At 69.6% G+C, this 26722-nt stretch carries 22 protein-coding genes; 12 read left to right on the top strand and 10 right to left on the bottom strand.

Annotation, left to right across the window (positions count from 1 at the left end; genetic code table 11):
* Positions 1–89 precede the first annotated feature (89 nt).
* A complete protein-coding gene (locus OG329_RS20640) occupies positions 90–1556 on the bottom strand; it encodes a CCA tRNA nucleotidyltransferase (protein ID WP_405797082.1) in 1467 nt (488 codons plus the stop codon).
* A gap of 198 nt (positions 1557–1754) precedes the next feature.
* Here OG329_RS20640 and OG329_RS20635 point away from each other — a divergent pair, with 198 nt between their 5' ends.
* The 7 genes from OG329_RS20635 (at position 1755) to trxA (ending at position 11877) form a co-directional block, all read left to right on the top strand.
* The gene (locus tag OG329_RS20635; RefSeq protein WP_405797080.1) at positions 1755–4316 is read left to right on the top strand and encodes a DUF6049 family protein; all 2562 of its coding nucleotides are present in this window, start codon (positions 1755–1757) and stop codon (positions 4314–4316) included.
* Positions 4317–4361: 45 nt separating this feature from the next.
* Positions 4362–6635 carry a murein biosynthesis integral membrane protein MurJ gene (gene murJ / locus OG329_RS20630; RefSeq protein ID WP_405797078.1) on the top strand — a complete coding sequence of 758 codons (2274 nt, stop codon included), beginning with the start codon at positions 4362–4364 and terminating at the stop codon, positions 6633–6635.
* Positions 6636–6800: 165 nt separating this feature from the next.
* Complete coding sequence (locus OG329_RS20625; RefSeq protein WP_405797076.1) at positions 6801–8594, top strand: protein kinase family protein; 1794 nt, start codon at positions 6801–6803, stop codon at positions 8592–8594.
* Positions 8595–8623: 29 nt separating this feature from the next.
* Positions 8624–9382: an RNA polymerase sigma factor SigM gene (sigM, locus tag OG329_RS20620; protein ID WP_405797075.1), complete on the top strand. Its 759-nt coding sequence runs from the start codon at positions 8624–8626 to the stop codon at positions 9380–9382.
* On the top strand, positions 9379–10383 hold the full coding sequence (locus OG329_RS20615) for an anti-sigma factor family protein (RefSeq protein WP_405797073.1): 1005 nt from the start codon (positions 9379–9381) through the stop codon (positions 10381–10383). Before sigM ends, OG329_RS20615 begins: the two co-directional genes overlap by 4 nt.
* Before the next feature lie 125 nt (positions 10384–10508).
* Positions 10509–11483, top strand: coding sequence for a thioredoxin-disulfide reductase (trxB, locus tag OG329_RS20610; RefSeq protein ID WP_405797071.1), 975 nt, complete (start codon positions 10509–10511; stop codon positions 11481–11483).
* 43 nt (positions 11484–11526) lie between these two features.
* The gene (trxA, locus tag OG329_RS20605) at positions 11527–11877 is read left to right on the top strand and encodes a thioredoxin (RefSeq protein WP_405797070.1); all 351 of its coding nucleotides are present in this window, start codon (positions 11527–11529) and stop codon (positions 11875–11877) included.
* A gap of 107 nt (positions 11878–11984) precedes the next feature.
* On the opposite strand, the gene OG329_RS20600 is transcribed toward trxA, so the two are convergent.
* The 9 genes from OG329_RS20600 to rpmH form a co-directional block, all read right to left on the bottom strand.
* Positions 11985–12602: a GNAT family N-acetyltransferase gene (locus OG329_RS20600; protein ID WP_405797069.1), complete on the bottom strand. Its 618-nt coding sequence runs from the start codon at positions 12600–12602 to the stop codon at positions 11985–11987.
* Positions 12603–12906: 304 nt separating this feature from the next.
* Positions 12907–14049: a ParB/RepB/Spo0J family partition protein gene (locus OG329_RS20595; protein WP_405797068.1), complete on the bottom strand. Its 1143-nt coding sequence runs from the start codon at positions 14047–14049 to the stop codon at positions 12907–12909.
* Positions 14046–15122, bottom strand: a complete 1077-nt coding sequence (locus tag OG329_RS20590; protein ID WP_079127908.1) for a ParA family protein — start codon at positions 15120–15122, stop codon at positions 14046–14048. The genes OG329_RS20595 and OG329_RS20590 overlap by 4 nt, the downstream gene beginning before the upstream one ends.
* A gap of 314 nt (positions 15123–15436) precedes the next feature.
* Positions 15437–16192: a 16S rRNA (guanine(527)-N(7))-methyltransferase RsmG gene (gene rsmG, locus OG329_RS20585; RefSeq protein ID WP_405797067.1), complete on the bottom strand. Its 756-nt coding sequence runs from the start codon at positions 16190–16192 to the stop codon at positions 15437–15439.
* 70 nt (positions 16193–16262) lie between these two features.
* On the bottom strand, positions 16263–16775 hold the full coding sequence (locus OG329_RS20580; protein WP_023540257.1) for a R3H domain-containing nucleic acid-binding protein: 513 nt from the start codon (positions 16773–16775) through the stop codon (positions 16263–16265).
* Between the two features lie 62 nt (positions 16776–16837).
* Positions 16838–18109 carry a membrane protein insertase YidC gene (gene yidC, locus OG329_RS20575; RefSeq protein ID WP_405797066.1) on the bottom strand — a complete coding sequence of 424 codons (1272 nt, stop codon included), beginning with the start codon at positions 18107–18109 and terminating at the stop codon, positions 16838–16840.
* A 3-nt stretch (positions 18110–18112) separates the two neighbouring features.
* On the bottom strand, positions 18113–18478 hold the full coding sequence (yidD, locus tag OG329_RS20570) for a membrane protein insertion efficiency factor YidD (protein WP_354605011.1): 366 nt from the start codon (positions 18476–18478) through the stop codon (positions 18113–18115).
* A complete protein-coding gene (rnpA, locus tag OG329_RS20565; RefSeq protein WP_405797065.1) occupies positions 18475–18846 on the bottom strand; it encodes a ribonuclease P protein component in 372 nt (123 codons plus the stop codon). Before rnpA ends, yidD begins: the two co-directional genes overlap by 4 nt.
* A gap of 18 nt (positions 18847–18864) precedes the next feature.
* Positions 18865–19002, bottom strand: a complete 138-nt coding sequence (gene rpmH / locus OG329_RS20560) for a 50S ribosomal protein L34 (protein WP_014047156.1) — start codon at positions 19000–19002, stop codon at positions 18865–18867.
* A gap of 360 nt (positions 19003–19362) precedes the next feature.
* Between rpmH and dnaA the strand changes: the two genes are divergently transcribed.
* From dnaA to OG329_RS20535, 5 genes are all read left to right on the top strand, one after another.
* Positions 19363–21192 (top strand): chromosomal replication initiator protein DnaA, encoded by a 1830-nt coding sequence (gene dnaA / locus OG329_RS20555; protein WP_405797064.1) that lies wholly within the window; start codon positions 19363–19365, stop codon positions 21190–21192.
* A gap of 911 nt (positions 21193–22103) precedes the next feature.
* Complete coding sequence (dnaN, locus tag OG329_RS20550; protein WP_242572562.1) at positions 22104–23234, top strand: DNA polymerase III subunit beta; 1131 nt, start codon at positions 22104–22106, stop codon at positions 23232–23234.
* Positions 23235–23406: 172 nt separating this feature from the next.
* The gene (gene gnd, locus OG329_RS20545; protein ID WP_405797063.1) at positions 23407–24342 is read left to right on the top strand and encodes a phosphogluconate dehydrogenase (NAD(+)-dependent, decarboxylating); all 936 of its coding nucleotides are present in this window, start codon (positions 23407–23409) and stop codon (positions 24340–24342) included.
* Between the two features lie 50 nt (positions 24343–24392).
* Positions 24393–25535 (top strand): DNA replication/repair protein RecF, encoded by a 1143-nt coding sequence (gene recF, locus OG329_RS20540; protein WP_405797062.1) that lies wholly within the window; start codon positions 24393–24395, stop codon positions 25533–25535.
* Entirely contained in the window at positions 25532–26164 is a 633-nt protein-coding gene (locus OG329_RS20535) for a DUF721 domain-containing protein (RefSeq protein ID WP_405797060.1), read from the top strand. The genes recF and OG329_RS20535 overlap by 4 nt, the downstream gene beginning before the upstream one ends.
* The last annotated feature ends 558 nt before the right edge of the window (positions 26165–26722 follow it).

Below are 26722 nucleotides of genomic sequence, written 5' to 3'. Positions count from 1 at the left end.
TCGACCCGGCCGACCTTGACCGGCCAACTCCCCCCGGTCGATGTTTCACGTGAAACATCGACCGGGGAGTCCGGACCCGGTGCCTGGACTCAGTTCTGCTGGGCCCACCATTCCTTGAGCGCGCTGACCGCTTCGTCACGCCCCATCGGCCCGTTCTCCAGCCGCAGCTCCAGCAGGAACTTGTACGCGGCCCCGATCGCCGGCCCGGGACCGACGCCCAGCGTCTCCATGATCTGGTTGCCGTCCAGGTCGGGCCGGATGGAGTCCAGCTCCTCCTGCTCCTGCAACTGTGCGATCCGCTCCTCGAGGCCGTCGTAGGCCCGCGAGAGTGCGGTCGCCTTGCGCTTGTTGCGGGTGGTGCAGTCCGAGCGGGTCAGCTTGTGGAGCCGGTCCAGCAGCGGGCCGGCGTCACGTACGTACCGGCGCACCGCCGAGTCGGTCCACTCACCCGTCCCGTAACCGTGGAAGCGCAGATGCAGCTCCACCAGTCGCGAGACGTCCTTCACCAACTCGTTCGAGTACTTGAGGTCGGTCATCCGCTTCTTGGTCAGCTTCGCCCCCACCACCTCGTGGTGATGGAAGGAGACACCGCCATCCTTCTCGAAGCGCCGTGTCCGGGGCTTGCCGATGTCATGGAGCAGCGCGGCCAGCCGCAGCACCAGGTCCGGCCCGTCCTCCTCCAGGTCGATGGCCTGCTCCAGAACGGTCAGCGAGTGCTCGTACACGTCCTTGTGCCGGTGGTGCTCGTCACTCTCCAGCCGTAGCGCGGGCAGCTCGGGCAGGACGCGCTCCGCGAGTCCGGTGTCGACCAGCAGCGCCAGGCCCTTGCGCGGGTGGGCGGAGAGGATCAGCTTGTTCAGCTCCTCCCGTACGCGCTCCGCCGAGACGATGTCGATGCGCTCGGCCATGGCCTTCATGGCGGCGACGACATCGGGGGCCACCTCGAAGTCCAGTTGCGCGGCGAAGCGCGCGGCCCTGAGCATGCGCAGCGGATCGTCGGAGAAGGACGCCTCGGGGGTGCCGGGCGTGCGCAGCACACCGGCCGCGAGGTCCTGGAGACCGCCGTGCGGATCGATGAACTCCTTCTGGGGCAGCGCGACGGCCATCGCGTTGACGGTGAAGTCCCGGCGGACGAGATCGTCCTCGATGGAGTCCCCGTACGACACCTCGGGTTTACGCGACGTGCGGTCGTAAGCCTCGGAACGGTAGGTCGTGATCTCGATCTGGAAGCTCTGCCGGCCGTCCCCGACCTGGCCCTCCTTCTGGGCACCGACCGTGCCGAAGGCGATCCCGACCTCCCACACCGAGTCCGCCCAGGGCCGGACGATCTTCAGTACGTCGTCGGGCCTGGCGTCGGTAGTGAAGTCGAGGTCGTTGCCGAGGCGACCGAGGAGGGCGTCCCTCACCGAGCCCCCGACCAGGGCGAGGGTGAAGCCCGCCTCCTGGAATCGGCGTGCGAGGTCGTCGGCGACAGGGGACACCCGCAGCAGTTCGCTGACCGCGCGGCGCTGCACCTGACTCAGTGCAAGGGGAGTCTCTTCGTTGGCGTTCGGCACAACAGAAAAGGGTACGTGCCCCGGCCGGCCCCGGCGCCCGAGTTTCCGGTGCACCGGAAACCACCGCCCCATGAGATTCTTCCGATCATGAGGGGCGGTCCCCGGCACTTCGTCACAGCGCACATCGTTACCATGCGTGGACGCACAATCGACGACGACCAACGACGACGACCATTGACGACGAGGACGGGCGGGCGCGTGGCCGAGGCGGCAGACATCCAGGGGATGAAGCACTCTCCTGCCCGCCGACGACTGCGGCGCACCGCCGCGGTAGCCGCAGGGGTGCCGCTCCTGGCCGGGCTCCTGGGGGGCCTCGCGGCGCCGCAGGCGTCCGCGGCGGGCCCGACCGCCTCGCCGCTCTCCGCGGCCACCACACGGGCAGCCACGGCTTCCCCGGCGAGCGCCGCCGCCGAACCGTCCGGTTCGAGCACCGTCGCCGTCGCGCTCGACACCCTGGCGCCCAGCGCGCCCACGAAGGGCGACACCCTCACGATCTCCGGCACGGTGACCAACAAGAGCAAGAAGACGGTCACCGACGCCCGGGTCGATCTCCGGGTGGGCCCGCAGCTCACCGGCCGCACCGCCATCGACGACGCCGTCGAGCGCTCCAACGACACCACGTACGATCCGCTGCCGGTGGGCGGCAAGTACAAGGTCGAGTTCAAGAAGCTCGCCTCGGGCATCAGCTACGACTTCGCCCTGTCGGTACCGGTGAGCAAGCTCGGCCTCGGGGCCGACGGTGTCTACCAGCTCGGTGTGACGCTCACGGGCCGGACGGCGGCCGAACAGTACGACCACACGCTCGGCGTCCAGCGGACGTTCCTGCCGTGGCAGCCGGAGTCGGTGGACAAGAAGACCAAGTTCACCTACCTGTGGCCGCTGATCTCCACCTCGCACGTCTCCGCCGAGACCGGCTCGGACGACCAGCAGACCCCGGTCTTCGAGAACGACGACCTGGCCGAGGAGCTGGCCCCCGGCGGCCGGCTGGAGCAGCTTGTCTCGCTCGGCAGCCAGCTCCCGGTGACCTGGGTGGTCGACCCGGACCTGCTGGCCACCGTCGAGGCGATGACCGACCCCTACCGCGTCAAGGACGGCGACTCCACGGTCGCGGGCAAGAACCAGCTCGTGGCCAGGACCTGGCTCAACGCCCTGGAGAAGGCCGTCCAGAACAACGGCGACATCGTCGCGCTGCCCTTCGGTGACCCCGACCTGGCGTCGCTGGCCCACGGCGGCGAGAACGTCTCCGGCACCCTCGGCCATCTCCAGAGCTCCAGTGAATTGGCCGGGAAGACCGTGGAGACCATTCTTCACGTGCGGCCCGCCACCGACTTCGCGTGGCCCGCCGACGGCGCGGTCGACCCGTCGATCGTCGATGTGGCGACCTCCGCGGGCGCCGACAAGGTGATCTCCCGCAGCGACAGCATCCAGGACAACCTGCCGTACACGGCGAGCGCGGCGCGGCCCATCGGCGGCGGTACGACGGCCGTGGTCAGCGACACCCGGCTGTCCACCGCCTTCGAGGGCGATGTGACCAAGGCGGGCAGTTCCACGCTGGCCGTCCAGAAGTTCCTCGCCCAGTCGCTGGCCGTGAATCTCCAGGACCTCTCGAAACAGCGCGACATCGTCGTCGCCCCGCAGCGGACGCCGTCGGCGAGCCAGGCGCAGTCCATGGCCCGTGCCCTCCAGGGCCTGGACGGGCAGCGCTGGACCCAGCCGTCCGATCTGGTCGCCGCCGCCGCTGCCGAGCCGGACACCAACGCCACCACCAAGGTCCCGGGCGCCTCGCGCTATCCGGACAAGCTCCGTGACCAGGAACTCCCCCCGTCGGCGTTCGACGAGCTGAAGAAGATGGGGGAGCGGCTCGGGAAGTTCAAGGCCATCCTCACCCTTCCCGACCGGGTGGCGACGCCCTTCGCCAACGCCGTCAACCGGGCGGTCTCGACGTCCTGGCGGGGCAACGCCACCGGCGCCGAGCAGTACCGCGACTCGGTGAACCGCTATCTGATGAGCCTCGCCAGCGAGGTCCAGCTCATCCAGAAGTCCGAGCTGACGCTGTCCGGGCGCAGCGCGACCATCCCGGTGACGGTCCAGAACCAGCTCCTGCAAGGCGTCGACAACCTCGTCCTGCGTCTGCAGTCCACGAACGCGACCCGTCTGAAGCTGGACGACGGCAGCGCGGTCGCCGAGCAGCCGATCAAGATCGACGGCGGGCACACCCAGGTCGTGAAGTTCACCGGCGCGGCCAACGCCAACGGCCCGGTGGAGCTCACGGCGCAGCTCTACACGGCCGACAACCAGCCGTACGGCAACCCCATGACGTTCCAGGTCAGGGTCTCCGAGATCACTCCCACGGTGATGCTCGTCATCGCCGGCGGTGTGCTGATGCTCGTCCTGGCCGGGGTCAAGATGTACAGCCAGCGCAAGCGGGCGGTGGCGGCGAAGGCGGCCGAGGACAAGGCGGCCGCGGACGCCGGTGCCGAGAGCGCCGAGGCGGACAGCGCCGACGACGGTGACTCCCCCGGCGGCGGCCGGGACGACAGCGGCCCTGACGACGACGGCGCCGACGACGCGGATCCCGCACCGGACCCCGCACCGGACCCCGTACCGGACCCCACCCCGGACCCCACCGCGCCGCCCGCCACGCAGGAGACCGCGGACGGCATCGACGGCGCCGGACCCGGGCAGCCGAGTGACCCGACCCCGGACACCCGTCCGGAAAGCGGGGACCCGTCGGGCAAGGGTGAGAAAGTGGACCGTTGAGCGATGTCGTGGCCGGCCGGCCGGGGACGATGAGGTGGGGTAACCATGAACACGCCGTACGACGGTGACCGCGGGCCAGGTGCTGGCGGCGATCCGGCAGGGCATGTTCCGCCGCAGCCCCCCGCCGCCGACCCCAACTCACCCGCGCCCGACCCCGTACAGGATCCGTACGCCCAGAACCCGTACGCGCAGCCCTCCTACGCCCAGGACCCCTACGGCCAGCCGCCGTACAGCCCGGACCAGTACGCCCAGGGCGCCTACGCGCAGGATCCGTACGTCCAGGACGCCTACGCCCAGGACCCCTACCGCGCGCAGGATCTCTCGGCGCAGGACCCGGTGTCCGAGGCGATGTACGACCGCGCCGCGCACCCGCCGCCGCCTCCCGGCACCTATCCGGAGACGATGCCGCTCTACCAGCAGCCGCCCGTCCAGCAGTACGCGCCCGATCCGCGCGTCTGGGCCCAGCCCCCGCCGCCGGAGCCCGACGGTCCGTCACGCCACCTTCCGTACGGCGACGACCCGAGGACCACGCAGTTCACGGGCGTCGACGAACTCGTCACCCGGGCACGCACCGACGAGCCGGAGCCCGACGCGTTCGCGCATCTCTTCCGCGACCAGGAGGGGATGGGCCGGGCGCCGGCCACCGTCCCCGAGGTGGTGGCCGCGCCGGCGCCCGCGAAGAAGGCCGCCGGACGGGCCTCGAGCCTGCTGAAGTCCAGCGCGGTGATGGCGGCGGGCACGCTCGTCTCCCGGCTCACCGGCTTCGTACGCTCCGCCCTGATCGTGGCCGCGCTCGGCGCCGCCACCCTCGGCGACACCTTCCAGCTCGCCATCACCCTGCCGACGATGATCTACATCCTGACCATCGGCGGCGGCCTCAACTCCGTCTTCGTCCCGCAGCTCATCCGTGCGATGAAGGACGACGAGGACGGCGGCGAGGCGTACGCGAACCGGCTGCTCACGCTCGTCATCGTCATCCTCGGCACGCTGACCGCGCTCTCGGTGTTCGCCGCCCCGGTGCTGGTCCGCCTCATGTCGGTGAGCATCGCCGACAATCCGGCGGCCAACGACGTCGCCGTCACCTTCGTGCGCTACTGCCTGATCACCATCTTCTTCATGGGCGTGCATGTGGTGATGGGGCAGATCCTCAACGCCCGGGGCAGGTTCGGCGCGATGATGTGGACCCCGGTCCTGAACAACATCATCATCATCGCCACCCTCGTCATGTTCATCTGGGTGTACGGCACGGCCGAGGACTCCGGGATGACGGTCGCGTCCATCCCGCCCCAGGCGGAGCGCCTGCTCGGCGTCGGCGTGGTGCTCGGCCTCACCGTCCAGGCCCTCGCGATGATCCCCTATCTCCGGGAGACCGGCTTTCGGATCCGGCTGCGTTTCGACTGGCGGGGCCACGGCCTCGGCAAGGCCGCGAAGCTCGCCAAGTGGACCGTGCTGTTCGTCCTCGCCAACCAGGCCGGCGTACTGGTCGTCTCACAGCTCTCCACGGCGGCGGGCGTCGACTCGGGCACCCAGGGCGCGGGTTACATCGCCTACTCCAACGCCCAGTTGATCTGGGGCATGCCGCAGGCCATCATCACCGTCTCGGTCATGGCCGCCCTGCTGCCCCGGCTCTCCCGCTCGGCGCACGACGGCGACACCGGAGCCGTACGCGACGACATCTCGCAGGGCCTGCGCAACTCGGCCGTCGCGATCGTGCCCGTCGCCTTCAGCTTCGTCGCCCTCGGCATCCCGATGTGCACGCTGATCTTCGGCTCGTCCGGCATCGAATCGGCGCGCTCCATGGGGTACATGCTGATGGCCTTCGGCCTCGGCCTGATCCCGTTCTCCGTGCAGTACGTGGTGCTGCGTGCCTTCTACGCGTACGAGGACACCCGGACCCCCTTCTACAACACAGTCATCGTGGCCGTCGTGAACGCCGCCGCCTCCGCCGTCTGCTTCCTCGTCCTGCCCTCGCGCTGGGCGGTCGTGGGCATGGCCGCCTCGTACGGCCTCGCCTACGCCGTCGGTGTGGGCATCGCCTGGCGCAGGCTCAAGAAGCGCCTGGGCGGCGATCTGGACGGCTCGCACGTGCTGCGTACGTACGCCCGCCTCTGCCTGGCGTCCGTCCCCGGGACGATCGCCGCCGGGGCCGTCGCCTATTTCGTGCTGGAGAAGCTCGGCAGTGAGGTGCTGGGCTCGTTCAGCGCACTGGCGGTCGGCGGCATCGTCCTGCTGGGGGGCTTCTTCGTCGTCGCGCGGAAACTGCGCATCGAGGAGATGAACACCCTGGTCGGGATGGTCCGGGGCCGCCTCGGACGCTAGGTCGGACCTGCGCCCGCCACGGAGCGGCTGATGTCTCGCCGGTGCGGTGCGGGGGGCCGAGCACAACCATCGTCAGCCGCCGTGTGTCGTGCATAGCGTCCGACTGTGGGCACAATTGGCGTGGCTGTTGGACAGTGCGCAACGGATGGGGAGGCAGGAGCGACGGTGGCGGAACGGAGCACGGCTGCCGTCGAGGTGGCCGACAACAGCGGTGACGAACCGCCGGCCGCCCAGGCGGACAAGGCCACCACCGACGAGGTGGCCGACGGGGTGGCGGAAGCCGAGAACGCGGAGGAATCCGCGCCGGAGGGCGGGGAGTCCAAGCCCGGGAAGCCGGGCTCCGGGGACGGGGATCCGGAACCGGTACCGGCGAAGCCGAAGGGCGGCGAGCGGGAGAAGGCCCCATCGGCCATGGCTCCACCCGAACTCCACAGCGGCCACAAGCTCGCCAGACGCTACCGGCTCGAAGAGTGCGTCACCCGGCTGGACGGATTCAGCAGTTGGCGCGCGGTCGACGAGAAGCTGCGCCGCGCGGTCGGCGTGCACCTCCTGCCCGCCGACCATCCGCGAGCCCGCTCCGTACTGGCCGCGGCCCGCTCCTCCGCGCTCCTCGGCGACCCGCGCTTCGTCCAGGTCCTCGACGCCGTCGAGGAGGACGACCTCGTCTACGTCGTCCACGAGTGGCTGCCCGACGCGACGGAACTCACCGCGATCCTCGCCGCCGGCCCCATGGAGGCCCACGACGCCTACCAGCTCGTCAGCCAGGTCTCCCAGGCGCTGGCCGCCGCGCACCGCGAGGGCCTGGCCCATCTGAAGCTGACCCCCGGAGCCGTACTGCGCAGCTCCACCGGCCAGTACCGCATCCGCGGCCTCGCGGTGAACGCCGCCCTGCGTGGCATCAGCGCGGAACGCCCCCAGCGCACCGACACGGAGGCGATCGGCGCGCTCCTGTACGCGGCGCTGACCCACCGCTGGCCGTACGAGACGGACGCGTACGGCCTCGCGGGGCTGCCCAAGGGCGTCGGTCTGATCGCCCCCGACCAGGTACGGGCCGGCGTCCACCGCGGTCTGTCCGAGCTGGCCATGCGCGCGCTGGTCAACGAGGGCGCCACCGCCTCGCGCCAGGACCCGCCCTGCACCACCCCGGACGAGCTGGCCAAGGCCGTCGCCGAGATGCCGCGCGTACGGCCGCCCGAGCCCACGTTCGCCGCCCCGCCGGAGTATCAGCGCACCACCTACCAGCAGGGCTCGTACGCGCGCCCGGCGGCCCCTGTCGGGCAGCCCGCCGCGCGGCCGGTGCCCGTCCCTCCGCCGCCCCTCCAGAGCCGTACCGGCAAGGCGCTGAAGTGGACGGTCTCCGCGCTCCTCATCGCCGCGCTGGGACTGGCCAGTTGGCAGGTCGCCGACCACATGCTCAACCGCAAGAACTCCGACGGGACGACACAGTCGCAGTCGACCGGCGGCGATCAGGAGAAGCCCCCGCCCCGGGCCCCGAAGAATCTGAAGATCGCCGAGACCGGGGTGTTCGCGCCCGGCGGCGACGGTGTGAAGGCGGAGGACGTCCACCTGGCCACGGACGGCGACACCGGCACGTCCTGGATCACCCCGAAGTACTCCGGCTACCCTAACTTCGGCAATCTGCCCAACCGCCGTGAGGGCAGCGGGATAGTCGTCGATCTCGGCAGCGTGCAGGATGTGTACGGCGTCGATGTGGCCATGTACCGGGGCGGCCAGAAGGCCGAAGTCCTCGCCGCCGGAGAGGACGCCTCGTCCCCGGTCGCCCTGTCGGACTTCTCCCAGCGCATCACCGAACTGGGGCAGACCGACAGCAATCTCAAGACGACCCTGGACAAGCCCGTGAGAACACGGTACGTACTGATCCACATCACGGAACTCGCCGAGGACGGATCCGCCGACCAGTTCCGGGGCGGAATCTCGGAGATCAAGGTCATAGGCTGACCCTGCGGACCAGGGGAGGGGGCTCACCGTTGGAAGACGCCACACTCGGCGGCGTGGACGACCAGGACCTCCTGGCACGCCATGTCGCGGGGGACCCCGACGCCTTCGGTGAGCTTGTACGGCGCCATCGCGACCGCCTCTGGGCCGTGGCGCTGCGCACGCTGGGCGACCGCGAGGAAGCCGCCGACGCCGTGCAGGACGCGCTCGTGTCCGCCTTCCGCGCCGCACACACCTTCCGCGGCCAGTCCGCCGTCACGACCTGGCTGCACCGCATCACCGTCAACGCCTGTCTCGACCGGGCGAGGAAAGCCGCTTCCCGCAAGACGTCTCCCGTGGACGACACGGAGCGCCTGGAGCAGCTTCTCGAACCGCACGAGTCCGCCGAGGCACCCGCCGAGCGCCAGGACCTCAACCGCCAGCTTCTCGTCGCCCTCGCCAAGCTGCCCGCCGACCAGCGGGCCGCCCTGATCCTGGTCGACATGCAGGGGTACCCCGTGGCGGAGGCCGCGCAGGTCCTCGACGTACCTGTCGGGACCATAAAGAGCCGCTGCGCGCGCGGGCGGGCCAGACTGCTGCCGATGCTCGCCCATCTGCGGGAGAGCACCAGTGGGCTCGACGGGAGAGCCGGGAGAGCCGGCCTCGGACCACAGAGGAACCGGACGCCGGGCACATCCGTCTCATCGGAGCCGGTACCACACGACAGAGGACCGGACACAGGGCCAGGCAGCGGGCCAGACGCGGGACCACAGGGTCCTGCCGCCGTGAAGGGAGGAGGTGGGCGCGCGTGACAACCACGACCGGCACGACCGAGCACCCCGACGTCTCGGAGATCTCCGACCTCACGGAGGGCCTGCTCTCCCCCACGCGGAGCGTCGAGGTACGCGACCACCTCGACGGCTGCCCGGTGTGCGCCGATGTGTACGAGTCGCTGGAAGAGATCCGCGGACTGCTGGGCTCGCTGCCCGGCCCGCCGCGGATGCCCGCCGACGTGGCAGCGCGGGTCGACGCCGCCCTGGCCGCCGAGGCGCTGCTGAGCGCGACCGCACCGGACCACGTCGCGGAGAGCGTGACCGCCGATGTTTCACGTGAAACATCGCGCGCCGACGAAACCGCCACCCACGAGACCGACGACGAGAGCGGGTCCGAGCCCGCCCCCGCCGCCGTCACGCCCGGCGCCACGGCGGCCGTCACGCCCGCCACCGACGCTTCGCGGGCGGACCGCCCCGCCGGCCACCCACGAGCGGCCACCGGCCCCGGCCGTGCCCGCCGGCTTCGCCGCCGTCGCGGCGCGATCCTCGGTGCCGTGTTCGGAACGGCGGCGATCGGCGTGAGCGTCCTGCTCTTCCAGACCGTGTCGTCCACCGGCGGCAGCGACAAGTCCTCCTACAAAGCGGACTCGGGAGAGAGCCAGGCCAACGGCGGCGGTGAGGTGTTCTCCGGCACCGGGATCCAGGACAAGGTCCACTCCCTGCTCACCACCGGCGACCGTCACTTGTCGGGGAAAGGGGACCCGGGCGTGAACTCCACCAAGGAAGCGCCCAGCTCTGCGGCCTCGCCCACGCTCCAGATCCAGGTGCCGCCCTGCGTTCTCCAGGGAACGGGCCGCAAGGAGACACCGCTCGCCGCCGAGAAGGGCACGTACGACGGTATCGACGCCTTCCTCGTCGTCCTGTCGGATCCCGCCGACAGCAGCCTCGTACGGGCATACGTCGTCGATGCCGCCTGCGTCGACGTCACGCCGCCCGTCAAGGGCGAACTCCTGCTGACGCAGACCTACCCCCGCCGCTGACACACTGCCCGGCGCCGCCGGGACCTCGCGGGAATGCGGGGCCCGTAGGATCCGTTGGGTGGGGTGAGAGTCTGAACCGCCCCGTTGGCAGTAGCAGGCAGTCTGCAGAGACGAGGAACAAACCCGTGAGCGACGTCCGTAATGTGATCATCATCGGCTCTGGGCCGGCCGGCTACACGGCCGCGCTCTACACCGCACGCGCGTCGCTGCATCCCCTCGTGTTCGAGGGTGCTGTCACGGCGGGTGGCGCGCTGATGAACACGACCGATGTGGAGAACTTCCCGGGCTTCCGCGACGGCATCATGGGTCCCGATCTGATGGACAACATGCGGGCGCAGGCGGAGCGGTTCGGCGCCGAGCTCGTCCCGGACGACGTCATCTCCGCCGACCTCACGGGGGAGATCAAGACGGTCACCGACACGGCTGGCACGGTACACCGGGCCAAGGCCGTGATCGTCACGACCGGCTCGCAGCACCGCAAGCTCGGACTGCCCCGTGAGGACGCGCTCTCCGGACGCGGAGTCTCCTGGTGTGCCACGTGTGACGGGTTCTTCTTCAAGGACCAGGACATCGCCGTGGTCGGTGGTGGCGACACCGCGATGGAGGAGGCGACCTTCCTCTCCCGGTTCGCCAAGTCGGTCACGATCATCCACCGCCGTGACACCCTGCGGGCCTCCAAGGCCATGCAGGACCGGGCCTTCGCCGACCCGAAGATCCGGTTCGCCTGGGACAGCGCGGTCGAGGAGATCCACGGTGAGCAGAAACTCTCCGGTCTGACCCTGCGCAACACCAAGAGCGGTGAGACGTCAGAGCTGCCGGTGACCGGGCTGTTCATCGCCGTGGGCCACGACCCGCGCACCGAGCTGTTCAAGGGCCAGCTCGACCTGGACGGCGAGGGTTACCTCACGGTCGACGCTCCCTCGACGCGTACCAACCTCACGGGTGTCTTCGCCGCCGGCGACGTCGTCGACCACACCTACCGTCAGGCGATCACCGCCGCGGGCACCGGATGCTCGGCCGCCCTCGACGCCGAGCGCTTCCTCTCCGCGCTAGCGGACGGCGCGAAGGCCGCCGAGCCGGAGAAGACCGCCTCCGTCTGACCACCCATACCGATCAACACCCCACAAAGTTAAGGAGGCCGCCGTGGCCGGCGACCTGAAGCATGTGACCGACGATTCGTTCGAGGAAGACGTCCTCAAGAGCGACAAGCCCGTACTGGTGGACTTCTGGGCCGCCTGGTGCGGACCGTGCCGCCAGATCGCTCCGTCGCTCGAGGCCATCGCGGCCGAGCACGGGGACAAGATCGAGGTCGTCAAGCTCAACATCGACGAGAACCCCGCCACCGCGGCCAAGTACGGCGTCATGTCCATCCCGACGCTGAACGTCTACCAGAACGGCGAGGTCGCCAAGACCATCGTCGGTGCCAAGCCCAAGGCCGCCATCGTGCGCGACCTGGAGAGCTTCATCGGCGAAGGCATCTCGGTGACCAAGTAGCACCACGCGCGCCGCACGCGCGATGTTTCACGTGAAACGGGCCCGTCCCCCTCACCGAGGGGGACGGGCCCGTTTCTGTCGCTCCCGCCGAATCCACGGCACCGCGATCAGAGCGGTCTGAGCGCCGGATCCTTCTGGACCGCTCCCAGCAGCCTGTCCAGCGCGTGCTCGACGTCTTCCTTCCAGGACAGCGTGGTCCGCAGATCAAGCCTGAGCCGTGGATACGTGGGATGCGTCCGTACGGTCTTGAAGCCGACCGCCAGCAGATGATCCGCCGGCAGCACACACGCCGACTCCTTCCAGCGCGCGTCACCGAACGCCTCGATCGCCCTGAACTCACGTCGCAGCAGATCCTTCGCGACGGTCTGCACCATCACCCGGCCGAGTCCCTGCCCCCGATAGCCCGGCTTGATCCAGCCGGTCATCAACTGGACGGCGTCGGGAGCGACCGGACTCGTCGGGAACGCGGTGGCGCGGGGCACGTACGCCGGAGGCGCGTACAGCACGAAGCCGACGGGCACGTCGTCCACATAGACCACCCGGCCGCACGACCCCCACTCCAGCAGAACGGCCGAGATCCAGGCTTCCTTCTCCTGCCGGGCCCGGCCGGCTGCTACCGCCGCTGCTCCCCTGACCGGATCAAGCTCCCAGAAGACGCACTCCCCGCATCGCCGGGGGAGGTCGGGAAGGTTGTCCAGCGTGAGCGGTACGAGCCGACGCCCCATTGAGGCAGTTCCTCACTTCCTGCGCCCGCCGCGCCACGAGCCGCGGTCAGGGCGCTGCGCTCCCGAAGCAGGCTGCCGACGAAGCCGCCGACGACCCCGAGGCCGAGTCCCGCTGACATCAGTTGGCTGCGGCTCACCATGTGCATGGCCCCGCCCTTCCTCTGAGGTGGATCAAGGTGGATGCGCCATACCAGAACGCATCGTATCCACCCAGAGGTGCCTCGGACAGCGGGGTACGGCAAAGGGCGGGCCGTGTTCCGGTATGCACCGGACAAGGCCCGCCCCGATGGCGGTGTGAGGAGCCTCAGCCCTCGTCGGGCTCCAGGCCGTTCGACCGGTCCGGACCGTCCACGCCCTCGGCGCCGTCGTCCTCGGAGTCGGCAAGTCCCCTCTCCAGCACCCGCCCCTCACCGGGAGCGAGAGTGCCGAGAATGCGCTCCAGATCGACCAGCGAGGCGAACTCGACGGTGATCTTCCCCTTCTTCTGACCGAGGTCGACCTTCACCCGGGTCTCGAAGCGGTCCGACAGCCGGGAGGCCAGATCGTTGAGCGCGGGCGACGGCAGGGCGCCGGCGCGCGGGCCCTTCGGCCGGGTCACGCTCTTCGGCCGTGAGGCCATGAGGGTCACGATCTCCTCGACGGCGCGTACGGACAGCCCCTCGGCCACGATGCGGTGGGCCAGTTGGTCCTGCTCGTCGGAGTCGTCCACCCTGAGCAGTGCCCTGGCGTGCCCGGCCGACAGCACTCCGGCGGCGACCCTGCGCTGCACGGGAATGGAGAGCCGCAGCAGCCGCAGTGTGTTGGAGACCTGCGGGCGCGAGCGCCCGATCCGGTCGGCCAGTTGGTCGTGCGTGCAGTGGAAGTCCTTGAGCAACTGGTCGTAGGCCATGGCCTCTTCCAGCGGGTTCAACTGTGCGCGGTGCAGATTCTCCAGGAGCGCGTCCAGGAGCAGCTTCTCGTCCTCGGTGGCCCGGACGATCGCCGGGATGGCCTCCAGACCTGCTTCCCGGCAGGCCCGCCAGCGCCGCTCGCCCATGATGAGCTCGAAGCGCTCCGGCCCCAACTGCCGTACGACGATGGGCTGGAGCAGTCCCACCTCCTTGATGGAGGTGACGAGTTCGGCGAGAGCGTCCTCGTCGAACACCTCGCGGGGCTGCCGAGGGTTCGGCGTGATGTGGTCCATCGGTACTTCGGCGAAGTACACACCCTCCGGCGGGGTCACCTCGGCCGGGGCCGGGGCGTCCTGGGCGGGAATCTCCGCCGACTGCGGTGCGGACGGCTGCGGCAGCAGCGCCGCCTTGGCCGCCGCGATACCCCGGTCCGCCGTGAGTACCGACGGGGCTCCCGAAGTGGGAGCGTCTCCCGAGGAGTTCGCCTGCTTCTCCTGCGGACCAGGGGGGATCAGCGCATTGAGCCCACGCCCCAAACCTCTACGTCGGTCGCTCACTGCGTCCCCTCCGAAATGCTCTGCTGACTGTTGCCGATCGCGTGGGCATGCTTGACGTCATAGCTCATGCCGACCCCACGCAGGGCGATTTCACGAGCGGCTTCGAGATACGACAGGGAGCCGCTGGAACCCGGATCATAAGTCAGCACCGTCTGCCCGTAGCTCGGCGCCTCCGAGATGCGCACCGACCGAGGGATGCTCGTCCGCAGCACCTCCTCACCGAAGTGGCTGCGGACCTCGTCCGCCACCTGGGAGGCGAGCCGGGTCCGGCCGTCGTACATGGTGAGCAGAATCGTGGACACATGCAGCGTGGGGTTCAGATGCGCCCGCACCAGGTCCACGTTCCGGATCAACTGCCCCAGCCCTTCGAGCGCGTAGTACTCGCACTGGATGGGGATCAGCACCTCCGCGCCGGCGACCAGCGCGTTGACGGTCAGCAGGCCGAGCGACGGCGGGCAGTCGATCAGGATGTAGTCCAGCGGCTGCTCGTACGCCTCGATCGCCCGCTGAAGCCGGCTCTCCCGTGCGACCAGCGACACCAGCTCGATCTCCGCACCGGCGAGGTCGATGGTGGCGGGCGCGCAGAAGAGACCTTCGACGTCCACGACAGGCTGGACCACCTCGGAGAGCGGCTTGCTCTCCACCAAGACGTCGTAGATCGAGGGGACTTCGGCATGGTGGTCGATCCCGAGCGCCGTGGAGGCGTTGCCCTGTGGATCGAGGTCGACCACCAGAACTCGCGCGCCGTGGAGCGCGAGTGAGGCGGCGAGGTTGACCGTGGTCGTGGTCTTGCCGACGCCGCCCTTCTGGTTGGCGACGACCATGACCCGCGTCTGTTCGGGGCGTGGCAGGCCCTCACCGGCACGGCCCAGGGCCTCTACGGCCAACTGGGCCGCACGGCCGATGGGGGTGTCGTCCATCGGGGGCGGCGATGTTTCACGTGAAACATCGCCGCCCGACGACTCGGAACGGGGGCCGGGGACCGGATCGGTCATCGGTCCCGCGATGTTGGCGTCGGACCGCAAGGATTCACTCTCCTCGACTTCAGGCTCGCAATGAGGAGAGCCTGCCATGCTTTCGGGGTCATGAACCAGCGAGGCCCGTGGTTCTGTGGATGAATCCATATCTGTGGACAACCCTGTACCCCTTACGAGGGGTTTCTTGCCCCGCGATGTGGAAGCGGCGCGACCTCGGCCGATAATGCCCTGCAGCAGTGAGCGACGTTTCACGTGAAACACGATGCACTCGCCGCAGGGCTGGACCGTCACGACACTCCGCAGTGGATGGTCATGGCTGCTTCGATGGAGCATCGTCGGCCGACCTCACCGACGAGTGGCGGATATCACCGACGGCAGCCCGCACCGGTGATCGACATCGGTGATCGACATCATCGGCGGCGGCGCGCTCGATCCGCTCGGGCGGCCTTGGCGCGCTTCGTGGCGAACCGCACCCCGCCGGGGCTCTCCCCGACCTCCGCCCTAACCACCGTGGCCGGCGGGTCCACCAGGCCCGCACCGACCCGCAGCACCGAGGAATCGATCACACCGAGCTTGCTCAGTGCCGACCGCGCGCCCTTCAGCTCCTCCTCGGCCGTGTCCCCCTTGAGCGCCAGCATCTCTCCGTACGGGCGCAGCAGCGGTACGCCCCAGCCGGCCAGCCGGTCCAGCGGAGCCACGGCGCGGGCGGTCACCACATGGACGGGCTGGAGCGTACCGAGCACTTCCTCGGCGCGCCCCCGTACCACCGTCACATGGTCCAGCCCCAGCAGCTCGACCACTTCCTGGAGGAAGTTCGTCCGCCGCAGCAGCGGCTCCAGCAGCGTGATCCGCAGATCCGGCCGTACCAGCGCCAGCGGGATCCCCGGCAGCCCCGCGCCCGAGCCGACGTCACACACGCTCACGCCCTCGGGTACGACCTCGGAGAGCACCGCGCAGTTCATCAGGTGCCGCTCCCAGAGCCGGGGCACCTCACGCGGTCCGATCAGACCGCGGGTGACTCCCGCGTCAGCGAGGAGCTCCGCGTACCGGACGGCGGCCGGGAAGGAGTCGCCGAACACCGTCCTTGCCTCTTCCGGCGCAGGGGGAAGCTCTGCCTCCGTCACGGGAACCGTCCTTCCGTTCTGAACCACCGGACTGTGGCTCATGGTCACTGTCTCACCGACAAAGTTTTCGGCCCCGCCTGTGGACAGACGGGGCCGAGAACCGAGAGAACGCTCAGGCAGGGAGCACGACGACGAAGCGCTGCGGCTCCTCGCCCTCGGACTCGCTGCGCAGTCCGGCCGCCGCGACGGCGTCGTGCACGACCTTGCGCTCGAAGGGCGTCATGGGGTTCAGCTTCACCGGCTCACCGGTGCTCTTGACCTCGTCGGCCGTCTTGGCACCCAGCTCGGCGAGCTCCGTACGCTTCTTCGCACGGAAGCCGCCGATGTCCAGCATGAGGCGGCTGCGGTCGCCGGTCTCCCGATGCACCGCCAGCCGCGTCAGCTCCTGAAGCGCCTCGAGCACCTCGCCGTCCCGGCCGACGAGCTTCTGCAGATCACGGCCGCTCACATCGCTGATGATCGAGACCGCGGCCCGGTCGGCCTCGACGTCCATGTCGATGTCGCCGTCGAGGTCGGCGATGTCGAGCAGACCTTCGAGATAGTCGGCCGCGATCTCCCCTTCCTGCTCAAGACGGGTGAGGGTGTCACTACCCTCGGCGGCGGCGGAGATGGTGCCTTCCGACACGGATGGACTCCTTCTTACTGCTGGCTCACTACGGGCCGGCTACGGGCTTCGGGGCGCTGCGCTTACTTCTTGGTCGGATGCTTGGGCCGCTGCTGACCCTTGCGCTGCCCGGACTTCGCCCGTGCGGCACCGTTGCCGGTCTTGCGCGGCGGCTTGGGCTGGGCGTCCTGTGGCTCGTCCTTCTTCTGCAACGACGTCTTGGGCGAATCGTCCGCGGCGTCGGAAGGCTTGGCTCCCGAGGTCTTGGCCGCGGGCTGGTGAGCGCCGCCGGCCTGCCGCTTCGACTTGGGCTGGCGCTTGGGCTGCTGCCGCTTCGCCGCGTGCGACTCGCCCTCGGGCAGCGCCTCACCCTTGATCACGGTGCCGTCGGCCTGCGCGACAAGACCACTCTTCGACAGGCTGTTGATGAACTTACGCTCATTGTCGTTGCGGTCGGGCCCCTTGGCCACGATCGCCGAGACGATGGTGCGCCTGCGCTTGGAGCGGACCTCGTTGTGCGTGGTGATGCCCTTGAGCAGCCGCTGGAGGTACTGGTCCTGGGCCTTGCTGCCCGGAGTCGGGTTCTGGTTGATCACGTACATCTGCTGGCCCATGGTCCACACGTTGGTGGTCAGCCAGTAGACGAGGACACCGACGGGGAAGTTGATGCCCATCACCATGAAGATCACCGGGAAGATGTACATCAGCATCTTCTGCTGCTGCATGTACGGCGTCTTGACCGTGAGGTCGACGTTCTTCGTCATCAACTGGCGCTGCGTGTAGAACTGCGACGCCGACATCATGACGATCATGATCGCGGTGACGATACGTACGGAGGTCAGCGTCGCGTCCAGGGACCCGACCTTGTCGGCGCTGTCCGTGAACTTGGCCGCCAGCGGGGCGCCGAAGATGTGCGCCTGGCGCGCGCTGTCGAGCAGCGACTGGTTGATGACGCCGACCGTCTTGCCCGAGGCGATGCTGGAGAGCACGTGGTAGAGGGCGAAGAAGAAGGGTGACTGCGCCAGGATGGGAAGGCACGAGGAGAGGGGGTTGGTGCCCGTCTCCTTGTACAGCTTCATCATCTCTTCGGACTGGCGCTGCTTGTCGTTCTTGTAGCGCTCCTGGATGGCCTTCATCTTGGGCTGAAGGACCTGCATGTTCCGGGTCGACTTGATCTGCTTGACGAACAGCGGGATCAGACAGATCCGGATCAGGACCACCAGGGACACGATGGACAGTCCCCAGGCCCAGCCCGTGTCGGGGCCGAAGATCGCCCCGTACACACTGTGGAACTGGACGATGACCCATGAGACGGGCGTGGTGATAAAGCTGAAGAAACTGGCAATCGTGTCCACTAATCAGGCTCCTTGAGCATTGGACGAGGTCTCTGCGGCCGGACTCGGGGTTTCGGGGGCCGAGGCCGAACCCCCGGAAGGCACGCCGGCGGCGGATTGCCCGCCCTTGGTGCCGCGCCACGCGTTGCGCAGCAGTTCATGCCACCGCGGGCGCTTGCGCGGAGGGACATGGTCCACACCACCCGGCGACCACGGATTGCACCGCAGAATGCGCCAGGCCGTCAGACCGATGCCCTTGACCGCGCCGTGCCGGTCGATGGCCGTGTAGCCGTAGTGGGAACACGACGGGTAGTACCGGCAGACGGGCCCGAGCAACGGGCTGATCGTCCACTGGTACAGCTTGATCAGAGCCAGCAGCGGGTACTTCATCGCGCGCCCCCTCCCAGCAGCCGCTCAAGTGCGGCGTCCAGGTCTCGGGCCAGGTGTGCATGGTCGGCGTCGCCCGCACCGGGCAGCGCTCGTACGACAACCAGGCTACCGGGGGCCAGCCGGGGCAGCCGATCGCGTATGAGGTGGCGGAGCTTCCGCTTCACCCGCGTCCGGACGACAGCTCCGCCCACGGCTTTGCTTACGACGAAACCCGCCCGCGTCGGGGGATCGCTCTCCCCAGGCGCGTGCGGGCCCGTAGTACCGCTACGTAGATGTACGACAAGAAGCGGGCGTCCGGCCCGGCGTCCCCGGCGTACCGCGGTCGCGAAATCCTCGCGCCGCCTCAGCCGATTCTCGGTAGGCAGCACGTCATAACCTGTAGACGATCAGGCGGACAGGTTGGCGCGACCCTTGCCACGGCGGTTCGCGAGAATCGCGCGGCCGGCACGGGTGCGCATGCGGAGCCGGAAGCCGTGGGTCTTGGCACGACGACGGTTGTTCGGCTGGAAGGTGCGCTTGCTCACTCGAGGGCTCCAGAAATGATGGTCGGAAGGCGGCAAATCGCCTGGCTGTCACCGTGCGCCCACGAGTAGCTCGCGATTACGCCCGAGTGCACCGCTTCACGACCACGGATCGTGATCCTTGCCCATCGGAGGCAGGCGGCAGCAGCCATCGACAACTCGACCTGGTCACGGTACGCGCGGCTACGCCATACGGTCAAACCAGCAAGCTGCCACGTTCCATTATGCACAGCCTGTGGACAACAACTTGAACCGCGTGGGTCGCCCTGACTACCGTGGCTGAACTCCGGATTCTTTTCCGCCGGTCTTCCCACCCCGTCCCGAGAACCACACATTCGTGGGACCAGCGAGAGAGCGTGCCCTGTGGCTGACGTACCTGCCGATCTTGCCGCAGTGTGGCCACGAGTGCTGGAGCAGCTCCTCAGGGAGGGCCAGCAGGGAGTCGAGCCCAAGGACAAACAGTGGATCGAACGCTGCCAGCCGCTCGCGCTGGTGGCCGACACCGCTCTGCTGGCCGTGCCCAACGAGTGGGGCAAGCGGGTCCTCGAAGGCCGCCTCGCCCCGCTCATCAGTGAGACCCTGAGCCGCGAGTGCGGCCGGCCCATCCGTATCGCCATCACCGTCGACGACTCGGCCGGCGAGCCCGTCCCGCTGCCGCAGCAGAACCGCTACCAGAACTCGCAGCACGACGACAGCCGCGATCCCCGCGATCCCCGCAATCCCCGCGATCCCCGGCACGACGACCAGCGGCCGGACGACCCCCGCCACGACGACATGCGTCCGGACGGCGGTTACCACCCCTACGGCCGCCGCTCCGACGACGACGGCATGCCGACGGCCCGCCCCGCGTACCCCGACTACCAGCAGCAGCGCCCCGACCCCGGGGCCTGGCCCCGGACGCAGGAAGACCTGTCCTGGCAGCAGCAGCGGCTCGGCGGCTTCCCCGACCGCGACCCGTACGCGACCGCGCGCCCGCAGCAGCCCCAGCACGACTACCGTCCGCCGCCGCAGTCGCCGGAGAACAGGCAGTACGAGCAGCAGCGCCCCGAGCGGCACGAGCGGCACGACCTGGACCCGCAGCAGTCGCGGCACGGCGGCCGGGGCGGGGCGACCGGGCCGCTGGGCGCGCAGGCGTCGCCGCCGCCGGGACCCGGCGAGCACCACGCGCGCCTCAATCCCAAGTACCTCTTCGACACCTTCGTCATCGGGGCGTCCAACCGGTTCGCGCACGCGGCGGCCGTCGCCGTCGCGGAGGCGCCGGCCAAGGCGTACAACCCGCTGTTCATCTACGGCGAGTCCGGACTGGGCAAGACGCATCTGCTGCACGCGATCGGGCACTACGCGCGCAGCCTCTATCCCGGCACGCGGGTGCGGTACGTGAGTTCGGAGGAGTTCACCAACGAGTTCATCAACTCCATCCGCGACGGCAAGGGCGACACCTTCCGCAAGCGCTACCGGGACGTCGACATCCTGCTCGTCGACGACATCCAGTTCCTGGCGAGCAAGGAGTCGACGCAGGAGGAGTTCTTCCACACCTTCAACACGCTCCACAACGCAAACAAGCAGATCGTGCTGTCCTCGGACCGGCCGCCCAAACAACTGATCACCCTGGAGGACCGGCTGCGCAACCGCTTCGAGTGGGGCCTGACCACCGACGTGCAGCCGCCGGAGCTGGAGACGCGTATCGCGATCCTCCGTAAGAAGGCCGTGCAGGAGCAGTTGAACGCGCCGCCCGAGGTACTGGAGTTCATCGCCTCACGGATCTCGCGCAACATCCGCGAGCTGGAGGGGGCGCTGATCCGGGTGACGGCGTTCGCCTCGCTCAACCGGCAGCCGGTGGACCTCGGCCTGACCGAGATCGTGCTCAAGGACCTCATCCCCGGCGGCGAGGACTCGGCCCCCGAGATCACCGCGGGCGCCATCATGGCGGCGACGGCCGACTACTTCGGGCTGACCGTGGACGACCTGTGCGGATCGTCGCGCAGCCGGGTGCTGGTGACGGCCCGCCAGATCGCGATGTATCTCTGCCGTGAGCTGACCGACCTGTCACTGCCCAAGATCGGCGCGCAGTTCGGCAACCGCGACCATACGACCGTGATGCACGCGGACCGCAAGATCCGCGCGCTGATGGCCGAGCGGCGCTCCATCTACAACCAGGTCACCGAGCTGACCAACCGCATCAAGAACGGCTGAGCCGGCCGGCGAACGCGTCGGCGGCCGGCCCGCCGGGCGCTTCGGGGCGCTTCGGGACACCGTCCCGGGGCGCCCTTCGTCATGTCCGGCGGGTGATCGGGGCGCGACACGCGCTCGACACGCGCTCAACCGCTGTTCGAATACGGGTCGTCGGGGGCCGCTTCTCCACAGAAAGGGGCCCGATCTGCCGTCCACAGCCTGGGGATCGATAAGTTGTCCAGACTGCGTCCACAGGTGGGCCGACCGGAATTGGATCATGCCAGGTCAGACCCCTGGGGATTTGTGGCCAACTTTCCTCCACAGCCTGTGGACAGTTTTTTCGCCCACAGGACCGGGCTCCGGTTGTCCACCGGCGGCCCACAGGCAACGGCCCGTTGCCCACAGCCTCGGCCCGCTTCTCCACACCGCTGTCCACTGTTCGGCAACAGAACACGACTGTTCACCGTGTCGAGTGAAAGGCGTCACACCGAGGTTGCCTCGGGCCCTGTGGGGAACGTCGGAAAAGCTGGGGACGACCCTGGGGAGAAGTCGGGGTGTCCTGTGCACCGGTTGTGCAGAACTTTCGGCCGTCCACAGAGCGACGGGGTTGTCCACCGTCGCCACCCACAGGGCCGGTGGACAAAAAAGCGGGTCTGACCTGCGAAAACGACGTTATCCACGGAATCCACAGGCCCTACTACTACTAACACCTGGAGTTACCTGGGAATCCGCTTGGAAGTGGGTGCTGTGCACAACTCGGCGCCGGACCGCGCCCGGCCGGTTGTCGCGACTTGACCCCGAGCAGCACCGAGTGTCGGTGCCGTACGTCAGACTGGTCCCCGGCAACCTCACCCTGCCCATGGCGGAGTGAGCTCATGCCGACGACGAAGAAGGCCGGCAGGGCGAGTCAGCAACAGCAGGAGGCGGTTCCGGTGAAGATCCGGGTGGAGCGCGATGTACTGGCGGAGGCGGTGGCCTGGGTGGCCCGTAGCCTCCCGGCCCGTCCGCCGGCGCCCGTTCTTGCGGGCCTTCTGCTGAAGGCCGAGGAAGGCGCGCTCAGCTTCTCCAGCTTCGACTACGAGGTCTCGGCCCGGGTCTCGGTGGACGCCGAGGTCGAGGAGGACGGCACCGTCCTGGTCTCCGGCCGGCTCCTGGCCGACATCTGCCGCGCCCTGCCCAACCGGCCGGTGGAGATTTCCACAGACGGTGTACGGGCGACGGTGGTCTGCGGCTCCTCGCGGTTCACGCTGCACACACTGCCCGTGGACGAGTACCCGGCACTGCCGCAGATGCCGACCGCCACCGGCACCGTGCCCGGTGAGGTCTTCGCCTCCGCCGCCGCCCAGGTGGCCATCGCGGCGGGCCGTGACGACACGCTTCCGGTGCTCACCGGCGTACGGATCGAGATCGAGGGCGACACGGTCACCCTGGCCTCGACCGACCGCTACCGCTTCGCGGTCCGCGACTTCCTGTGGAAGCCGGAGGTCGCGGACATCTCCGCGGTCGCCCTGGTGCCCGCCAAGACGCTGCTGGACACCGCCAAGGCCCTCACGAGCGGCGACACGGTCACGCTGGCGCTCTCGGGCTCCGGTGCGGGCGAGGGGCTGATCGGCTTCGAGGGCGCGGGCCGGCGGACCACCACGCGGCTTCTGGAAGGCGATCTCCCGAAGTACCGGACGCTGTTCCCGACGGAGTTCAACTCGGTCGCGGTGATCGAGACGGCGCCGTTCGTCGAGGCCGTCAAGCGCGTGGCGCTGGTCGCCGAGCGCAACACCCCGGTGCGGCTCAGCTTCGAGCAGGGCGTGCTCATCCTGGAAGCCGGTTCCAGCGACGACGCACAGGCTGTGGAAAGGGTCGACGCCAAGCTCGACGGCGACGACATCTCGATCGCCTTCAACCCGACGTTCCTGCTCGACGGCCTCAGCGCCATCGACTCGCCGGTCGCGCAGCTCTCCTTCACGACCTCCACCAAGCCGGCGCTCCTGAGCGGCAAGCCCGCGCTGGATGCCGAGGCCGACGACGCGTACAAGTACCTGATCATGCCGGTGCGCCTGTCGGGCTGATCCCGCCTCCTGCCGGGCCGTCGCTCCCCGCGTACGGCCGTGGTGGGGGCCGGGGCCGGGTCGTCAGGACCGTCCCACCAGGTCCGGCGTAGGCTCGGGCCGGGGCGTTCGGCACCGTCGCCGCCCGCCCCGCGCCTGAATGATTGTCGGCTCAACGCTTAAGGAACCATTGATGGAGCTCGGTCTCGTCGGCCTCGGCAAGATGGGCGGCAACATGCGCGAGCGCATCCGCCGCGCAGGCCACACCGTCATCGGATACGACCGCAACGCGGACGTCGCGGACGTCCACAGCCTCGAAGAGCTGGTGAGCAAGCTCAAGGGCCCCCGGGTCGTGTGGGTGATGGTCCCCTCCGGCGCGGCGACGCAGTCCACGATCGACGAGCTGGCGGGGCTGCTGTCCCCCGGCGACGTGGTCGTGGACGGCGGCAACTCCCGCTGGACGGACGACGAGAAGCACGCGGTGGAGCTGGGCATCAAGGGCATCGGCTTCGTCGACTGCGGTGTCTCCGGCGGCGTCTGGGGCCTGAAGAACGGCTACGCGCTGATGTACGGCGGCACCGTCGAGGACGTGGCGAGGGTGCAGCCGATCTTCGACGCCCTCAAGCCGGCGGGCGACCGCGGCTCGGTCCACGCGGGCAAGGTCGGCGCCGGCCACTTCGCCAAGATGGTCCACAACGGCATCGAGTACGCCATGATGCAGGCGTACGCCGAGGGCTGGGAGCTGCTGGAGAAGGTCGACTCGGTCACCGACGTCCGCGAGGTGTTCCGCTCCTGGCAGGACGGTACGGTCATCCGTTCCTGGCTGCTGGACCTGGCGGTCAACGCGCTGGACGACGACGAGCATCTGGACGCCCTGCGGGGCTACGCCGAAGACTCCGGCGAGGGCCGGTGGACGGTCGAGGCGGCCATCGACAACGCGGTGCCGCTGCCCGCGATCACCGCGTCGCTGTTCGCCCGGTTCGCGTCCCGGCAGGACGACTCGCCGCAGATGAAGATGGTCGCCGCGCTGCGCAACCAGTTCGGTGGCCACGCGGTCGAGCAGGCGGACGAGCGGACGCCGGGCAAGCCCGGTAAGCCCGTCAAGCCCGGCGGTCCCACGAACAAGTAGTCGCCGTTCGCACACGCGGCGGCGCCGGAACGGGGAGGTCGGGCCAGTCCATGCACGTCACGCATCTCTCGCTGGCCGACTTCCGTTCGTACGCCCGGATCGAGGTGCCGCTCGATCCGGGCGTCACCGCGTTCGTGGGGGCGAACGGGCAGGGGAAGACCAATCTGGTCGAGGCCGTCGGCTATCTCGCCTCGCTCGGCAGCCACCGGGTCTCCTCGGACACCCCGCTGGTGCGCAGCGGCGCCGAGCGCGCGGTGATCCGGGCCGCCGTCACCCAGGGCGAGCGCTCGCAGTTGATCGAGCTCGAACTCAATCCGGGCCGCGCGAACAGAGCCAGGATCAACAGGTCTTCGCAGGTCAGACCGCGTGATGTGCTGGGGATAGTGCGGACGGTGCTGTTCGCGCCGGAGGATCTGGCGCTGGTGAAGGGCGATCCCGGTGAGCGCCGGCGCTTCCTCGACGAGCTGATCACGGCGCGCTCCCCGCGTATGGCGGGCGTGCGCTCGGACTACGACCGGGTGCTCAAGCAGCGCAACACCCTGCTGAAGTCGGCGGCGATGGCGCGGCGGCACGGCGGGCGCGGGACGGACCTGTCCACGCTCGACGTGTGGGACCAGCATCTGGCGCAGGTGGGCGCGGAGTTGCTGGCCCAGCGGCTGGATCTGATCGAGACGTTGCAGCCGCTGACGGACAAGGCGTACGAGCAACTGGCGCCCGGTGGCGGGCCGGTGGCGCTGGAGTACCGTTCCTCCTCCGCCGACCAGGAAGGGCCGGACGCTCAGGTGCCGCGTTCGCGCGAGGAGCTGTACGCCCGGTTGATGGCCGCGCTGGCGGGGACACGGAAGCAGGAGATCGAGCGGGGGGTCACGCTGGTGGGTCCGCACCGGGACGAACTGCTGCTGAAGCTGGGCCAGTTGCCGGCCAAGGGGTACGCGAGCCACGGCGAGTCCTGGTCGTACGCGCTGGCGCTGCGGCTGGCCTCGTACGACCTGCTGCGCGCCGAGGGCAACGAGCCGGTGCTGGTCCTCGACGACGTCTTCGCGGAGCTGGACGCGCGGCGCCGGGAGCGGCTGGCGGAGCTGGTGGCGCCGGGCGAGCAGGTGCTGGTCACGGCCGCGGTGGACGACGACGTGCCGGGCGTTCTGGCCGGGGTGCGGTTCACGGTGGCCGACGGGGCGGTGGAGCGGACATGAGGGGTGCCGAGAGGCCGGACGGGCCCGCCAGGACCGGCGGCGCGCCCGCCGCGCTGCCCGATCCGGCGGCCGGGTCTGCCCCGGCCGCGCCAGGTGCGGACTCCGTGCCGTCCGCGCCGGCGCCCGCGGAGTCCTCGGGCGTCGACCTGGCGCGGGTCGCGCTGCGGGCGGCGAAGGAGCAGGCGCGGGCCCGTGGCGCCGCGGCCCAGCAGAAGAAGCACGTCAGACGGGGCGGTGGCCTGCGGTCGGGGTCGGGGGCCGACGGCCGCGATCCGCTGTCGCTGGGCGCCGCGATCAACCGGCTGATCACCGAGCGCGGCTGGGAGACGCCGGCGGCCGTGGGCGGGGTGATGGGCCGCTGGCCGCAGATCGTGGGTGACGACCTGGCCAGGCACTGTGTGCCCGAGCGGTACGAGGAGGACGAGCGGATCCTGACGGTGGTCTGCGACTCGACGGCCTGGGCGACGCAGTTGCGGCTGCTGGCGCCGCGACTGGTGGCCCGGCTGAACGAGGACCTGGGGCACGGCACGGTGAAGGTGATCAAGGTGCGCGGCCCGGCCGGTCCGCCGCGGCGCTTCGGCGCGTTGCGGGCGCCCGGCAGCAAGGGGCCGGGGGACACGTACGGCTGAGCGCGGTGGTACGGCGCCGGGCGGCGCGTACGGCTCGCGGAGGCGTACGCCGGTACGGCTCCGCGCCCCGCGTGGTGGCCCGGCAGGCGCCGTACCACCGCGCTCAGCCCGCGGCCCTCCGGAAAGCCCGCAGGAAGCCCGCGGAAAGCTCCCGGAGCGTGTGCCGAGCCGCTCCCCGTACGGATGGCCGGACCGTCCCGCGGTTGACCTTCCCGCCCGTCCGGAGCCGCGTCGACGGGCCGCCCGGGGCGCCGTGAAAGCCCCAACAGCCCTCCTGCGGCCCCTACTTCACACATGTGCCACGGCGTCACTCCGGGCCGCCGCGCAGAGCGCTGTGACCTCGCCGTACGCCGCCGGAGGGTGAGCTGTCCCGCACGGTAGCCGGAGGTTGACAGCCCGAAGCGCTCAAAGCCCGTGTGAGCCTCTTGGAGCCCCTGCCCGAATATGGGGAGTCGGCAGCCGCCGGTTCAGGGCGGCACATGCGGACTCAGGTACCGGCAAACCCCCATTCGGGTCGCCGCTACCGGTAGACTGATGGAGAATCCCGCCCCGTCGGCG

The organism is Streptomyces sp. NBC_01506 (assembly GCF_045040295.1).
Taxonomy (GTDB): Bacteria; Actinomycetota; Actinomycetes; order Streptomycetales; family Streptomycetaceae; genus Streptomyces.
This window is presented reverse-complemented; position numbering and strand designations above follow the sequence as displayed.

Coding starts and splice junctions, on each gene's coding strand:
- murJ (WP_405797078.1), top strand. CDS start 4,362: ATGAACACGCCGTACGACGGTGACCGCGGGCCAGGTGCTGGCGGCGAT.
- OG329_RS20600 (WP_405797069.1), bottom strand. CDS start 12,602: ATGGGGCGTCGGCTCGTACCGCTCACGCTGGACAACCTTCCCGACCTC.
- OG329_RS20590 (WP_079127908.1), bottom strand. CDS start 15,122: ATGGCAGGCTCTCCTCATTGCGAGCCTGAAGTCGAGGAGAGTGAATCC.
- rsmG (WP_405797067.1), bottom strand. CDS start 16,192: ATGAGCCACAGTCCGGTGGTTCAGAACGGAAGGACGGTTCCCGTGACG.
- yidD (WP_354605011.1), bottom strand. CDS start 18,478: ATGAAGTACCCGCTGCTGGCTCTGATCAAGCTGTACCAGTGGACGATC.
- gnd (WP_405797063.1), top strand. CDS start 23,407: ATGGAGCTCGGTCTCGTCGGCCTCGGCAAGATGGGCGGCAACATGCGC.
- recF (WP_405797062.1), top strand. CDS start 24,393: ATGCACGTCACGCATCTCTCGCTGGCCGACTTCCGTTCGTACGCCCGG.
- OG329_RS20535 (WP_405797060.1), top strand. CDS start 25,532: ATGAGGGGTGCCGAGAGGCCGGACGGGCCCGCCAGGACCGGCGGCGCG.